Origin of the sequence: Streptomyces sp. NPDC087263 (assembly GCF_044744645.1) — a bacterium.
GTDB lineage: Bacteria > Actinomycetota > Actinomycetes > Streptomycetales > Streptomycetaceae > Streptomyces.
The window spans coordinates 192,571-205,204 of sequence record NZ_JBIUYT010000005.1; the positions used below are offsets into that span (position 1 = coordinate 192,571).

Consider the following 12,634-nt stretch of genomic DNA (forward strand, 5'->3'; position numbering starts at 1 on the left):
AGCGATCGCGGGGGCACGGACCGTCTACGCCTGTGCGCCGGTCACGCGTCAGAACGCTTGAGCCGCCAGGCGGCAGCGGCGACGGCCACGGCGACCCAGCCGACGAGGACCGCCAGTCCCGCGCCTGGGCTGAGGGTATTGCTCGCCTGGTGCAGGGCGAACATCGAGCCCCCGGCGTTGCTGGGCAGGTAGGGGCTGATGTCGTCCTGCAGTGAGGTGGACAGCAGTCCGGTGAAGACCGGCAGCAGCATGAGGACCACGACCAGCAGTCCGATGCCACCGGCCACCGAGCGGAGCAGCGCACCCAGCGCCACACCCATGACACCCGCCAGCGCAAGGTACACCGCGGCCCCGAGGAGACTGCGCACCACGCCCGAGTCGGAGATGCCGAGCACGATGTCGGATCCGCTCAGGACGCCCTGCGTCGCGAAGAAGGACACGAAGACGGCGACCGTGGTGACGAGGAAGGCGATGCCGCCGAAGGCGGCGATCTTCGACCACAGCACGGGCAGGCGGGTCGGAACCGCCGCGAGGGTGGAGCGGATCATGCCGGTCGAGTACTCCCCGGCCATGACCAGGACACCGAGTACACCGAGGGCGAGTTGGGCGAAGTTGATTCCGCCGAGAGCGACGGCGATCCCGTCCTGCGCTTCCGACCCGGGCCCCCGCCCGTCGCCGGACGAGTAGGTGGAGGCGAAGATCAGCCCGAAGCCGATGAGGATCACCAGGGACAGGCCCAGGGTGATCCAGGTGGAGCGCAGCGACCAGAGCTTGGCCCATTCCGAGCGCAGCACATGGACGCCGGTGACCTTGTACTCGGGGCGGGTCCGGGCGGTGGTGGGTTCGGCGGTCAGGGTGCTCATACGGTGCTCCCGACGGGGGTGCTGGAAGTGGTCCCGTGGTACTCGACGGCGTCACCGGTCATGGCCATGAACGCGTCTTCCAGGGAGACGGTCTGCGGGGTGAGCTCGTAGAGGGGAATGGAGTGCTCGAAAGCCGTCGCGCCGATCTGACGTGCGTCCAGGCCGGTGACGTGAAGCTCCTCGGAGCCCGTGGCACCGGTGATCTCCACGTCCGGACCGAGCAGCAACTCCCTCAGCCGGGCCGGATCCCCCGTCAGGACCTTCACGCTGTGGCCCCCGGCTCCCTGGATGAACTGCTCGACGGTGGTGTCGGCGAGGAGCCTGCCGCGCCCGACGACGACCAGGTTGGTGGCGGTCAACGCCATCTCACTCATCAGGTGCGAGGAGACGAAGACGGTACGTCCCTCCTCGGCGAGTCCGGTGAGCAGGCGACGGATCCACAACACGCCCTCGGGGTCGAGCCCGTTGACCGGCTCGTCCAGCATCACGGTCTGCGGATCACCGAGCAGTGCCGCGGCGATGCCCAGACGCTGGCCCATGCCCAGGGAGAACGCTCCCGCGCGCTTGCCCGCGACCTGGGTGAGACCGGTCATCTCGATGACTTCCTGCACCCGGCGGCGTGGGATGCCGTGGGTCAGGGCAAGGGCGTTCAGGTGGTTGAAGGCGGAGCGGCCGGGGTGGATCGACTTGGCTTCCAGCAGCGTCCCCACCTCTTGCAGCGGGGCTCGATGCTCTTTGTAGCGGCGGCCGTTGACCGTGACGGAGCCGCTGGTGGGCGCGTCCAGGCCGACGATCATGCGCATCGTGGTGGACTTGCCGGCGCCGTTGGGGCCGAGGAAGCCCGTGACGACACCCGGCTTGACGGTGAAGTCGAGCCCGTCGACGGCGGTCTTCTCGCCGTACCTCTTGACCAGCCGTTGTATCTCGATCATGTTCCGTCCCAGTGTGAGGGTGGCGAGGCCGGTCCGGGCGCGGTGCCGCCGGGGGCCGTGCCTCAACGATAGGAACGGGGAAGGTCCGAAACCCGGTACCGCGGGCTGGTTCCGGAGCGCGGACGGTACCGGGGTACCGCGCTCCCGTGATCCTCAAGGATGACCCGACCCCGGTCCTCCCCATCGCCCGAAGCTGCGGGACCGGGAGGACAGGACCACCTCAACTCGGCGCCGCTGTGAGCGAGCTGTGCAAGAAACCTTGACAAGGGTTCGGGGGCGACAGAGTCTTTGGCAACGTTGTCATCGCACCAAGCGCAGAGGTCACTTGCTCCCCTCCGGGACCGTCTGGAATGGACCACCGCACATGTCGACCGATCCGCCCCGTCCCTCCCGCCGCGCGGTCCTGGCCACCGGCTCAACTCTGTTGGCAGGCTTCGGCCTTGGAGTCGCGCTCCCCCAGAACGCCTACGCCGCCACCCCGTTGGGGTCCACCGGCACGCGGGGTGACCTCGCCGCGTACCGCCCGATCTCCGTGTCGTCCACCGACTACGCGCCCACGCCAGGCGAGTTGGTCGTGGACAAGGTCAACTCGGTGGGCGTGAAGGGCACCGGCTGGCGTGCCGCCGACGGTGACCCGCAGTGGATCTCGGTGGATCTACAGGCGGACTGCGCGGTCGACTCCGTACGCCTCACCTTCGAGGCGACGGCGGACGACCCGGTCTTCGTCCCCTCCACCGGCGGCAATCCCCGCGACCGCACGACGGGGCAGGAGATCCTGTCCAGTTGTGCGGTGGAGTTCGTCGTCGAGACCTCACGGGACCATCGCACGTGGACCACGATCCACCGGACCACGTCCGGCAGGGGTGGAGTCGTGGAGATCACGCCGGCCGGACCGGTCACCGCCCGCTGGGTGCGGATGACCGTGACCAGGCGCTCCAACGCCAACCCGCTGGGGCTCAACGGCTTCGAGGTCTACGGCTCGGCGAACGGACACCGCCCGTCGGCGACCGGCTGGACCGACTGGGGTGTCCATGCCCACCGGGCGCCCGCGCTCAAGGCGGCGGCCGACGGCACGGTGCCGTTGGAGTCCGGCTGGACGCTCACCATGGACGACTGGGCCGGCGCGGAGGGCGCGGAGCTGTCCCTGCCGGACGTGGACACGAGCCGCTGGCTGCCCGCGACCGTGCCGGGGACGGTACTGGCCTCGCTGGTGGAGCAGGGCCATCTCCCGGACCCGGTGGCCGGCTTCAACAACCTGCACATTCCGGAGGCCCTGTCCCGGCACTCGTGGTGGTACCGGCGAGGCTTCGAGCTGCCGCGCGGTCTGCGCACCGGCTCGGGCCGGCGCATCTGGCTGGAGTTCGACGGCATCAACCACACCGCGGAGGTCTGGCTCAACGGGCAGAAGGTGGGCGGTCTGACGTACCCCTTCGCCCGTTCCGCCCTCGACGTGACGAAGCTGCTCGCCGAAAGCGGCGAACAGGCCCTGGCCGTCAGGATCACCCCCATGCCGTTCCCCGGCAGCCCCGGCGACAAGGGCCCGGCGGGTCTTGCCTTCGTGGACGCCGGCGCCACCATGATGAACCAGAACTCGCCGACCTACCTGGCCGCTTCAGGCTGGGACTGGATGCCGGCGGTGCGCGACCGGGTGTCCGGCATCTGGAACCACGTACGGCTGCGCTCGACCGGCCACGCGGTCATCGGCGACCCACGGGTGGACACGAAACTCCCCGACCTGCCGGACACCTCCAGCGCGGAGCTGACGATCGTGGTCCCGGTGCGCAACGTGGACTCCACGAGCAGACGGGTCACCGTCACGGCCGCCTTCGACGACGTACGGGTGTCCCAGACGGTGACGGTGGCCGGCGGTGAGAGCGTCGATGTGACCTTCGCACCCTCCACGTACGCCTCGCTGCGGCTGCGCGACCCCAAGCTGTGGTGGCCCAACGGCTATGGCAGTCCCGAGCTGCACGAACTGACGCTGACCGCCTCGGTCGACGGCCAGGAGAGCGACCGGCGCACCACCCGGTTCGGCATACGGCAGTTCGGCTACGAGTACGCGGTGCCGCTGCCGTTCAGCGGAAGCAGCAACCGGTACACCCAGCCGGTGCCCCTCGGCGCGCGACAAGCACGGTATGTGCGGATCAAGTGCCAGACCCGGGCCACCAATTGGGGCTTCTCACTGTGGGGACTGTCGGTGTTCGACAGCACGTCGGCCGGTACCGACCTGGCCCTGCACAAGACGGCCACCGCGTCCACCGAGGACTCCGGCAACACGGCATCCAACGCGACCGATGGCGACCCGGGCTCCCGCTGGTCCTCGGCCTTCGAGGACGACCAGTGGATCCAGGTGGACCTCGGATCCGTCGTCGCCTTCGACCGGGTCGACTTGACCTGGGAGCAGGCGTACGCCAAGATGTTCGTCGTAGAGGTCTCGACCGACGGCTCGGCGTGGACCGACACGGGGTCGGTGGACAACGGGGCGGTGCCCCTGCCGTTCAACAGCGGCGCCGCGAGCCTGCAGACGGTGGACTTCACCGCTCACACCTCACGGTACGTGCGGATCAACTGTGGTGCCCGGGCGACCAGTTGGGGCAACTCGTTGTGGACCCTCTCGGTGGTCGACAGCGCCTCCCCCGGTACCGACCTGGCCCTGCACAGGACGGCCACCGCCTCCAGCGTGGATCCCGGCAACAACCCCTCGAACGCGACCGACGGCGACCCGGGCTCCCGCTGGTCCTCGGAGTATCAGGACAACCAGTGGATCCGGGTGGACCTGGGCTCGTCCGTCTCCTTCGACCGGGTCACGATCGTATGGGAGTCGGCGTACCCGAAGACGTACGTGATCCAGGTGTCCGACGACGGCGACACCTGGACGGACGTCAGGTCCGTGGACAACACCCCGGATCCGCTGAAGATCAGCGTCAACGGTGTCCGGGTCTTCTGCCGTGGCGGCAACTGGGGCTGGGACGAACTGCTGCGCCGGATGCCGGCCGCCCGGATGGACGCGGCCGTGCGCATGCACCGGGACATGAACTTCACGATGATCCGCAACTGGGTCGCGTCCAGCAACCGGGAGGAGTTCTTCGCCAGTTGCGACGAGCACGGCCTGTTGGTGTGGAACGACTTCCCCAACGCCTGGGCGATGGACCCGCCGGACCACACGGCCTACAACGACCTGGCGCGGGACACCGTACGGCGCTATCGCATCCACCCGAGCGTCGTCGTCTGGTGCGGTGCCAACGAGGGCAACCCGCCCGAGGCCATCGACACCGGCATGCGCGAGGCGGTCCTGGCCGAGGCGCCCGACGTCCTCTACCAGAACAACTCGGCAGGCAGCATCGTCACGGGCGGCGGCCCCTACGGCTGGGTGGAGCCCGACCGCTACTTCTCTCCCGCCACCTACGGGAGCGGCAATTTCGGCTTCCACACCGAGATCGGCATGCCTGTGGTGTCCACCGCCGAGAGCATGCGCAAGCTCGTCGGCGACGAGCCGGAGTGGCCGATCGGCGGCGCGTGGCTCTACCACGACTGGAGCACCCGGGGTAATCAGGCCCCGCAGAACTACCTGGCGGCCATCGAGACCCGCCTCGACACCGCCAAGGATCTCGACGACTTCGCGCGCAAGGCGCAGTTCGTCAACTACGAGAACGCCCGCGCCATGTTCGAGGCGTGGAACCAGCACCTGTGGAAGGACGCCAGCGGCCTCATGCTCTGGATGTCCCACCCGGCCTGGCACAGCACGGTGTGGCAGACGTACGACTACGACTTCGACGTCAACGGCATGTACTACGGCTCCCGCGCGGCATGCGAACCCGTCCACGTCCAGGCCGACCCCGTCAACTGGCAGGTCATCGCGGTCAATCACACCCCGCGCGGGCTCAACGACGTGACGGTCACGGCTCGCGCCTACGACCTGGGCGGAAGGCAGTTGGGCTCGACCCGGCGCGCCACGGTGGATGTCGCCTCGTCCGCCACGGCCGAGGCGTTCACCGCGGCGTTCAGGAGCTCCCTGCCGGACTTCCACCTCCTACGCCTCGGCCTTGAGGACGGCCGGGGCCGGCTCCTGTCGCAGAACACCTACTGGCGCTACCGCCGGGCGTCCGACATGCAGGCGCTCAACAAGGCCAAGGCCGTGAAGGTGTCCGCCGACATCGGGCAGGTGACGCGCACGGGATCACGGCGCACGGCGACGGCCCGGATCCACAACCGCGGCTCGGCCGTCGCGGCGATGATCCGGCTGTCGCTGCTGGACAGCAGGACCGGCGCCCGCGCGCTGCCGACGCTGTACAGCGACAACTACGTATGGCTGCTGCCCGGCGAGTCACGGGAGATCACCCTCTCCTGGCCCGCCGCCGCCCTCCCCTCGGGTCGGCCCGCTCTGCGGGTCGAGGGCTACAACGTGTCGCGGACGGAGGCCCGTTCATAGTCCAGCCGCACCTTGGCAAAGCGAGGGAAAGCGGGGCCCGAGGCAGGGGCTCAGGGGCCCTGCACCCGTACCGCCGACCCTCGCTCGCTCATCCGCGGCGCACACAGAATCCGCTTCTTCCGCACCCGCTTCCCCTCGATCGCCGCGACGATCAGCCGGGCCGCCTCGTCGGCGATCCCGGCCAGTCCCCAGTCCACCGTGGTCAGTGGTGGGGTGAGGACGCGGGAGACCGGGTGATCGTCGAAGCCGACCACGGACACGTCCCGGCCGACTTCGAGTGAGGCCTCGGCCGCCGCCGCGTAGACGCCGTATGCCAGGGAGTCGGAGAAGCAGAAAACGGCCGTCGCGGGCCGCGGGCCCTCCAGGAGGCGTCGCGCGACCGCCGTCGCCTCACCCAACTCCTGCGGGCAGGGCACCAGTTCGGCCCGCAGCCCGAGCCGCTCGGCGGCCTCGCGCGCGTACACATCGGCGGGCCGGTCCGGCGTGCTCGGCCGCGTCGGGGTCAGCACGGTCACCCTGCGGTGGCCGAGATCATGCAGATACTCCAGTACGGCGTCGATGCCGGCCCTGTTGTCGAAGATGACCTCTCCGGCCGTACGGGCCGCGCTGAGCGAGTCCCCGACGGCCACCACAGGCAGCGCCTCGGCGATCGCCGCCCATCCCTCGGCCGCAGGGTTCACCGGCGACACCAGCAGCGCGTCGACGCGTTGATCACGCAGTTGTTTGGCGAGCACCAGCTCGCGGTCGGGATCGCCGCCGGCGTCCAGAATCAGCGCATAACGGTCGCCGACGAGCAGTTCGCGGCCGATGGCCGCCATCAGCTGCTGCTGCCACAGGTCCTGGAGGTCGCCCGCGATGACGCCGACCATGCTGGTGCGGCCGCTGGCCAGCGCGCGAGCGATGGGGTCGGCCTCGTAGCCGAGCTCGGCGGCGGCCCTGCGCACCCGCTCCTCGGTCTCCTTCGAGACGTGCTTGCCGCGCAGGGCATAGGAGACGGCTGCGGTGGAGAGGCCCGTGGCCTCGGCCACCTCCCGGAGGGTGGTGCGCTTAGTGGGCCTGGCCATGCCGGGAAGCCTACCGGGACCTGTCCGCTCTGCGGCGCACCCTTGACACCCCACCTTGTTAAGCGCTTAAGTTAAGCGCATAAGTGAAGCGGTTAACCTCTCGTTCGAACCGACTCTCCACGAGGACTCTCCCAAGGACTGCCGCGTGCCCACCGATGTCCACCAGCACATCTGGCCGCCCGAGTTCATCGAGGTGCTGCGCGCCCGTACCGCGCCGCCTCACCTCGACGGCTGGACCCTGCACCTGGCGGGTGAACCGCCCTACGAGGTCGATCCGGCCGACCACGACATCGCGGCGCGCACCGCACTGACCCGGACCGACGGCCTCGATCTGGCCCTGGTCTCACTGTCCAGCCCGCTCGGCATCGAGTACCTGCCGCCCGCCGAGGCCGCCGGGCTGCTCACCGCGTTCCACGACGGCGCACTTGCCCTGCCGGCGCCTTTCGGCGTCTGGGCCTCGCCCTGCCTGTCATCGCCGGTCCCGGAGGCGGTCGAGGCAGTCGAGCGGGAACTCCACCGTGGCTGCCGTGGCCTCCAACTCCCCGCCAGCGCCCTGCTGGACGCGGCCGGCTGGGACCGCTGCGCACCGCTTCTCGACGTCCTCCCCCATCACGACAAGCCGCTCTTCATCCACCCGGGCGCCGCGCCGCCCACCCCCGACGCACCCTCCTGGTGGGCGGCCCTGGTCCCCTACCAACAGCAGATGCACGCGTCCTGGTTCGCCTTCCGCGCCTTCGGTCGCGCCCGGCACCCACGCCTGCGTGTCTGCTTCGCCGCTCTCGCGGGCCTGGCCCCGCTGCACGGTGAGCGACTCGCCGCCCGCGGCGGAGGGCGCGGCGAGATCGACTTCGACGCCTTCTACGAGACCTCGTCCTACGGGACCCGCGCGGTGGACGCGCTCGTCCGGGCCGCCGGCATCGACGTGATCGTCAGCGGCAGCGACCGCCCCTACGCGCCCCTCACCATCCCCGACCTCGGCGCGGACGCCGCCGTCCACGCGCTACGCACCGTCAACCCCGCCCGGTTGCTGAAGGGATCCACTCCATGACGTATCAGGCCCTGCCGGACCGCACCCTCGACAAGCGTGAACTCCAGGCGCTCGTCGAAGAACTCGCCGGCCGTCCCGACCTCTGGCGCGAGCAGGTCGCGTTCTCGGACGAGGAGCGGCACTACGCGTCGCTGTACCGCGACGAGTACGTCGACGTCTGGCTGCTGTGCTGGACCCGACAGAACGACACCGGCTGGCACGACCACGACATCTCCTCGGGCGCGGTCGCCGTCGTCCAGGGAACACTGAACGAGTCCAACCCTCGCATCGGGGGCAGCCACCTGTCCGTCACCGTCGGGGCGGGCGACTCCTTCTGCTTCGGATCCGAGCACATCCACCGCCTCACCGGGGCCACCGACGACGCGGTCTCCGTCCACGCGTACTCGCCACCGCTGTGGCGCCTCGGCCAGTACGACATCACCGACGACGGCCTGATGCGCCGGACCTCCGTCTCGTACGCGGACGAGCTGCGGCCGCTGGACGCCCCGGCCGCCTGACGTGCCTCATGGGCCACCATGGACGAGACGGTTACGCCGGTCTTCGACGGGCGGGCCGAGCGCCCGCGCGGCGGCGGCCCCTGACCTGACTGCCCAGCTCAGGGCCGGCGACGCGACCTCACCCGGACTGCTGCTGGTGGTGACGCCCTTGGGCAGTGACGGGCGGACGAACTTGAGGTGCAGCGGATGAGGCTTGCCAACTCCCTCAGGTCCACCGGACGGTGCTATACGCCGCGACGGATGCGAGCGGCCTTGCGGGCCTCGGCCGTCAGCCGGGCCTCGGTGGACCTACGGGACTCACCACTGACGCGACCCGCCCGGCCCGGGAGGGTGCCCATGCCACGGAAGGGCGCTCCGCCGCGCTTGGGCCGCTCCCCGACCGGCTCGGCGACGCCGCCGCTGCCGCCGCCTCCGATGGGAACGCCGGAGGGGGTCCGGGCACCGGTGATGCGGCTCAGTTCGGCCTCGCCGGAGCGGACCTGGGTGATCTGCGGCCTGATACCGGCGTCGGACATCACGCGGGTCATGTCACGGCGCTGGTTGGGCGTGACCAGCGTGACGACGCTGCCGGACTCACCGGCGCGCGCCGTACGGCCGCCGCGGTGCAGGTAGTCCTTGTGGTCGCTGGGCGGGTCTACGTTGACGACGAGGTCGAGGTCGTCGACATGGATACCGCGAGCGGCGACATTGGTGGCCACCAGAACCGTGAGGTGACCGGTCTTGAACTGTGCCAGTGTGCGGGTGCGTTGGGGCTGCGACTTGCCGCCGTGCAGTGCCGAGGCCTTGACGCCGCTGTACAGCAGGTGCTTGGTGAACTGGTCGACGGCGTGCTTGGTGTCCAGGAACATGAGCACGCGCCCGTCGCGGGCGGCGATCTCGGTGGCGGTGGCGAACTTGTCGGCGCCGTGCACATACAGCACGTGATGTTCCATCGTGGTGACCGCACCCTCGGACGGGTCGACCGAGTGGACCACCGGGTCACGCAGGTACTTACGGACCAGGAGATCGATGTTGCGGTCCAGCGTGGCCGAGAACAGCATGCGCTGTCCGTCGGGACGTACCTGGTCGAGCAGTACGGTGACCTGCGGCATGAAGCCCATGTCGGCCATCTGGTCGGCCTCGTCCAGGACGGTGATGCTCACCCGGTCCAGGCGGCAGTCCCTGCGCTCGATGAGGTCCATGAGGCGGCCCGGAGTCGCGACAACGACCTCGGCCCCGGTACGCAGTGCGCCGGCCTGCCTGCCGATCGACATCCCGCCGACCACTGTGGCCATCCGCAGCTTCAGCAGCCGGGCGTACGGGGTGAGCGCGTCGGTGACCTGCTGGGCGAGCTCGCGGGTGGGGACCAGGATCAGGGCCAGCGGCTTCTTGGCCTCGGCACGCTGTCCGGCCGTACGCACCAGGAGTCCCAGACCGAAGGCGAGTGTCTTGCCCGATCCGGTACGCCCACGGCCCAGGACGTCGCGGCCCGCAAGGGAGTTCGGCAGGGTGGCGGCCTGGATCGGGAACGGTTCGGTTACCCCGAGGTCGGCCATGGCCTTCAACAACTCGGCAGGCAGGTCCAGTTCACTGAAGGCCGCAACGGCGGGGAGCCCCGGGGTGATGGTGACCGGCAGCGCGAACTCTCCCTGCGGCGCGGACGGACGGCGTCCGTTGCCGCCTGAGCGGGCACCGGGGCGATCCTGGCCCTGCGGCCGGAAGCGGGCTCCTCGGTCGGAACCGGCGGAGCCGTCCTTACGGGTCTTGGAGTAACGGTCGTTCGTGCGAGCTGAGCGGTTCATGAAGAACCTTCCTCGATATGGCACGCATCGAGGAATTCCCGGCACTCATAAGCCGGATGAATTGCAAGCACGAGCCGAATGTAAGACCAAAAAATAGCCGGTCGCACCGGCACGGTAGAAAACAGCCGCTGGAATCAGATTTCTCCGAATCCGCCGAGATCGGCCTACCGGATCGCAGGAGCCCGATCAGGTCATCACTGCCCGTCCGGCAAACCCTGCAAAAAAGCAACAAGCTGGGACCCCACCGCAAGGGTAGGGGTCCCAGCTGCCTCAGACGCTTCAGCGTCAGGCGGGAGTGATGTTCTCCGCCTGGGGGCCCTTCTGGCCCTGCGTGATGTCGAAGTTCACCTTCTGGCCTTCCTGGAGCTCGCGGAAGCCCTGGGCGGCGATGTTCGAGTAGTGGGCGAAGACGTCCGGGCCCCCGCCGTCCTGCTCAATGAAACCGAAACCCTTTTCCGCGTTGAACCACTTAACCGTACCGGTAGCCATGTCAAATCTCCTTCGAGGCCATGCCCAGGGGTTCGCACTGTGTGAACCCCCGCGTCGCCGAGATGAACCCCGTCCGGTAAAAAGCACCGGAAATACAAAAATGCCCGACGAAATTGATTCGTCTAAGGCACTTGAAGTCAACGGGAACCACAACTGCAACTGGATCAAGCCTAGCACGATGCGCGGATCGGGGCACGGCACGTACTACCTTCCTCCCGGGCCGCCCTGCCCGCACGCTCCGCAGCTTTCTGAACCCGCGGCCAGGGATATCAGCTTCGGCGGAGCACGCCGCCGTGCCGCGGGCCAGGACACCACGGCTCAGCCCCGCAGCGGTTCCGCCAGTCGCACCAGGAGTCCCGCGACCAGGGCGGTCTGGGCGGGCACGGTGTCGGGGTAGATGAACTCGCCCTGGGCATGGGCGCCGTCGCCGACTGCGCCCATGCCGCACAGTACGGGGAGGCCGAGGGCGGCGACGAAGTTGGCGTCGCTGGCGCCCCCGACGGCCGCGTCCGGCAAAGCGCCGCGGCCCTGCTCGTGAGCGACACCACGGGCGAGGTCGAGGAGGGGGGCGGAGGCGGCGTTGAGGGTCATCGGCGGCCGGTTCCAGGCGTGATCGATCTCGATGCGGACGCGGGCGTCGCTGACCTTGATGGCGTCCAATTCGGCGTCGACACGAACCTGTTCGGCCTCGCTGCTGACCCGGATGTCGACGCCGGCGGTGGCCTGCCCGGCGACGACGTTGATGGCGGAGCCGCCTTGGATGAGCCCGGTGTTGATCGTGGTGCCCTTGTCTGGGGCGGCGACGGTCGCGGCGGCGACAACGAACTCGGCCAGCGCGGTGATCGCGCTCGCCCCGTCCTGCGGCGCCAGCCCGGCGTGCGCCTCGACGCCGGTGGCCGTGACCTGGAAGATCCCCGTGCCCTTACGGGCGGTCTTGACCGCGCCGTGGGCACTCGGCTCCAGCACCAGCGTGACGTCGACCTTCTGCGCGACCTCCTCGATCACCGGCCGCGAGGACAGGGAGCCGATCTCCTCGTCGCCGTTGAAGAGAAAGGTGACGGTGGGCAAGGGTGCGCCGCCCTCCCGGGCCAGCTTCAGGGCCCAGACACCCTGCGCCAGACCCGTCTTCATGTCGAAGATGCCAGGCCCGCTGAGCTTGTCCCGACCGTCCTCGGAGACCTCCCGCTGTTCCCATCCGGCGAGGGTCCCGGTCGGCCATACGGTGTCGTAGTGGCCGACGAGCGCGACGTGCCCGGCACCCGTGCCGGTGTAGGTCAGGGTGAGGGTGTCTCCGCACGCGCCGCCGGGATGGCGCTGCTCGTGGTCGGGCTTCCCGAGCCGGTGGACGGTCAGCTCCCGCAGGAGGTCAAGACCGGTCGCGAGGCTCGACAGGTCGTAGCTGCTGGTCTCCTGACGGACGAGCGTCAGGATGTCGGCGACGATCTCCGACGAGACGTCCTGGGCGCGGGCGGTGAGGGCGGCAACGGGTGATGCGGTCATGATCTGCTTTCTCGTACGAGGGTGTGGGGGG

The 12,634-nt window shown here is 69.4% G+C and carries 9 protein-coding genes; 3 read left to right on the top strand and 6 right to left on the bottom strand.

Going from position 1 to position 12,634, the window contains the following annotated elements:
- Positions 1-41 precede the first annotated feature (41 nt).
- Positions 42-863 (bottom strand): ABC transporter permease, encoded by an 822-nt coding sequence (locus ACIPC1_RS17965; protein ID WP_402518008.1) that lies wholly within the window; start codon positions 861-863, stop codon positions 42-44.
- Entirely contained in the window at positions 860-1,795 is a 936-nt protein-coding gene (locus ACIPC1_RS17970) for an ATP-binding cassette domain-containing protein (RefSeq protein WP_402518011.1), read from the bottom strand. The genes ACIPC1_RS17965 and ACIPC1_RS17970 overlap by 4 nt, the downstream gene beginning before the upstream one ends.
- A gap of 364 nt (positions 1,796-2,159) precedes the next feature.
- On the opposite strand from ACIPC1_RS17970, the gene ACIPC1_RS17975 reads away from it, so the two are divergent.
- Positions 2,160-6,224 carry a discoidin domain-containing protein gene (locus tag ACIPC1_RS17975; RefSeq protein ID WP_402518012.1) on the top strand — a complete coding sequence of 1,355 codons (4,065 nt, stop codon included), beginning with the start codon at positions 2,160-2,162 and terminating at the stop codon, positions 6,222-6,224.
- Positions 6,225-6,274: 50 nt separating this feature from the next.
- Here ACIPC1_RS17975 and ACIPC1_RS17980 read toward each other — a convergent pair whose 3' ends face one another.
- Positions 6,275-7,288: a LacI family DNA-binding transcriptional regulator gene (locus ACIPC1_RS17980; RefSeq protein ID WP_402518015.1), complete on the bottom strand. Its 1,014-nt coding sequence runs from the start codon at positions 7,286-7,288 to the stop codon at positions 6,275-6,277.
- A gap of 145 nt (positions 7,289-7,433) precedes the next feature.
- On the opposite strand from ACIPC1_RS17980, the gene ACIPC1_RS17985 reads away from it, so the two are divergent.
- Together ACIPC1_RS17985 and ACIPC1_RS17990 are read left to right on the top strand one after the other, a co-directional pair.
- Entirely contained in the window at positions 7,434-8,336 is a 903-nt protein-coding gene (locus ACIPC1_RS17985) for an amidohydrolase (RefSeq protein ID WP_402518016.1), read from the top strand.
- Positions 8,333-8,833, top strand: coding sequence for a cysteine dioxygenase (locus ACIPC1_RS17990; protein ID WP_402518017.1), 501 nt, complete (start codon positions 8,333-8,335; stop codon positions 8,831-8,833). Before ACIPC1_RS17985 ends, ACIPC1_RS17990 begins: the two co-directional genes overlap by 4 nt.
- Positions 8,834-9,057: 224 nt before the next feature.
- Here the strand turns inward: ACIPC1_RS17990 and ACIPC1_RS17995 are convergent, their stop codons facing one another.
- The 3 genes from ACIPC1_RS17995 to ACIPC1_RS18005 all read right to left on the bottom strand — a co-directional run bounded on the left by ACIPC1_RS17995 (position 9,058) and on the right by ACIPC1_RS18005 (position 12,603).
- Positions 9,058-10,614, bottom strand: a complete 1,557-nt coding sequence (locus ACIPC1_RS17995; protein ID WP_402518020.1) for a DEAD/DEAH box helicase — start codon at positions 10,612-10,614, stop codon at positions 9,058-9,060.
- Between the two features lie 285 nt (positions 10,615-10,899).
- Positions 10,900-11,103, bottom strand: coding sequence for a cold-shock protein (locus tag ACIPC1_RS18000; RefSeq protein ID WP_126388790.1), 204 nt, complete (start codon positions 11,101-11,103; stop codon positions 10,900-10,902).
- Positions 11,104-11,421: 318 nt separating this feature from the next.
- Positions 11,422-12,603 carry a M20 family metallopeptidase gene (locus ACIPC1_RS18005; protein ID WP_402518023.1) on the bottom strand — a complete coding sequence of 394 codons (1,182 nt, stop codon included), beginning with the start codon at positions 12,601-12,603 and terminating at the stop codon, positions 11,422-11,424.
- Positions 12,604-12,634: the final 31 nt, after the last annotated feature.

Coding starts and splice junctions, on each gene's coding strand:
- ACIPC1_RS17965 (WP_402518008.1), bottom strand. CDS start 863: ATGAGCACCCTGACCGCCGAACCCACCACCGCCCGGACCCGCCCCGAG.
- ACIPC1_RS17970 (WP_402518011.1), bottom strand. CDS start 1,795: ATGATCGAGATACAACGGCTGGTCAAGAGGTACGGCGAGAAGACCGCC.
- ACIPC1_RS17975 (WP_402518012.1), top strand. CDS start 2,160: ATGTCGACCGATCCGCCCCGTCCCTCCCGCCGCGCGGTCCTGGCCACC.
- ACIPC1_RS17980 (WP_402518015.1), bottom strand. CDS start 7,288: ATGGCCAGGCCCACTAAGCGCACCACCCTCCGGGAGGTGGCCGAGGCC.
- ACIPC1_RS17990 (WP_402518017.1), top strand. CDS start 8,333: ATGACGTATCAGGCCCTGCCGGACCGCACCCTCGACAAGCGTGAACTC.
- ACIPC1_RS17995 (WP_402518020.1), bottom strand. CDS start 10,614: ATGAACCGCTCAGCTCGCACGAACGACCGTTACTCCAAGACCCGTAAG.
- ACIPC1_RS18000 (WP_126388790.1), bottom strand. CDS start 11,103: ATGGCTACCGGTACGGTTAAGTGGTTCAACGCGGAAAAGGGTTTCGGT.
- ACIPC1_RS18005 (WP_402518023.1), bottom strand. CDS start 12,603: ATGACCGCATCACCCGTTGCCGCCCTCACCGCCCGCGCCCAGGACGTC.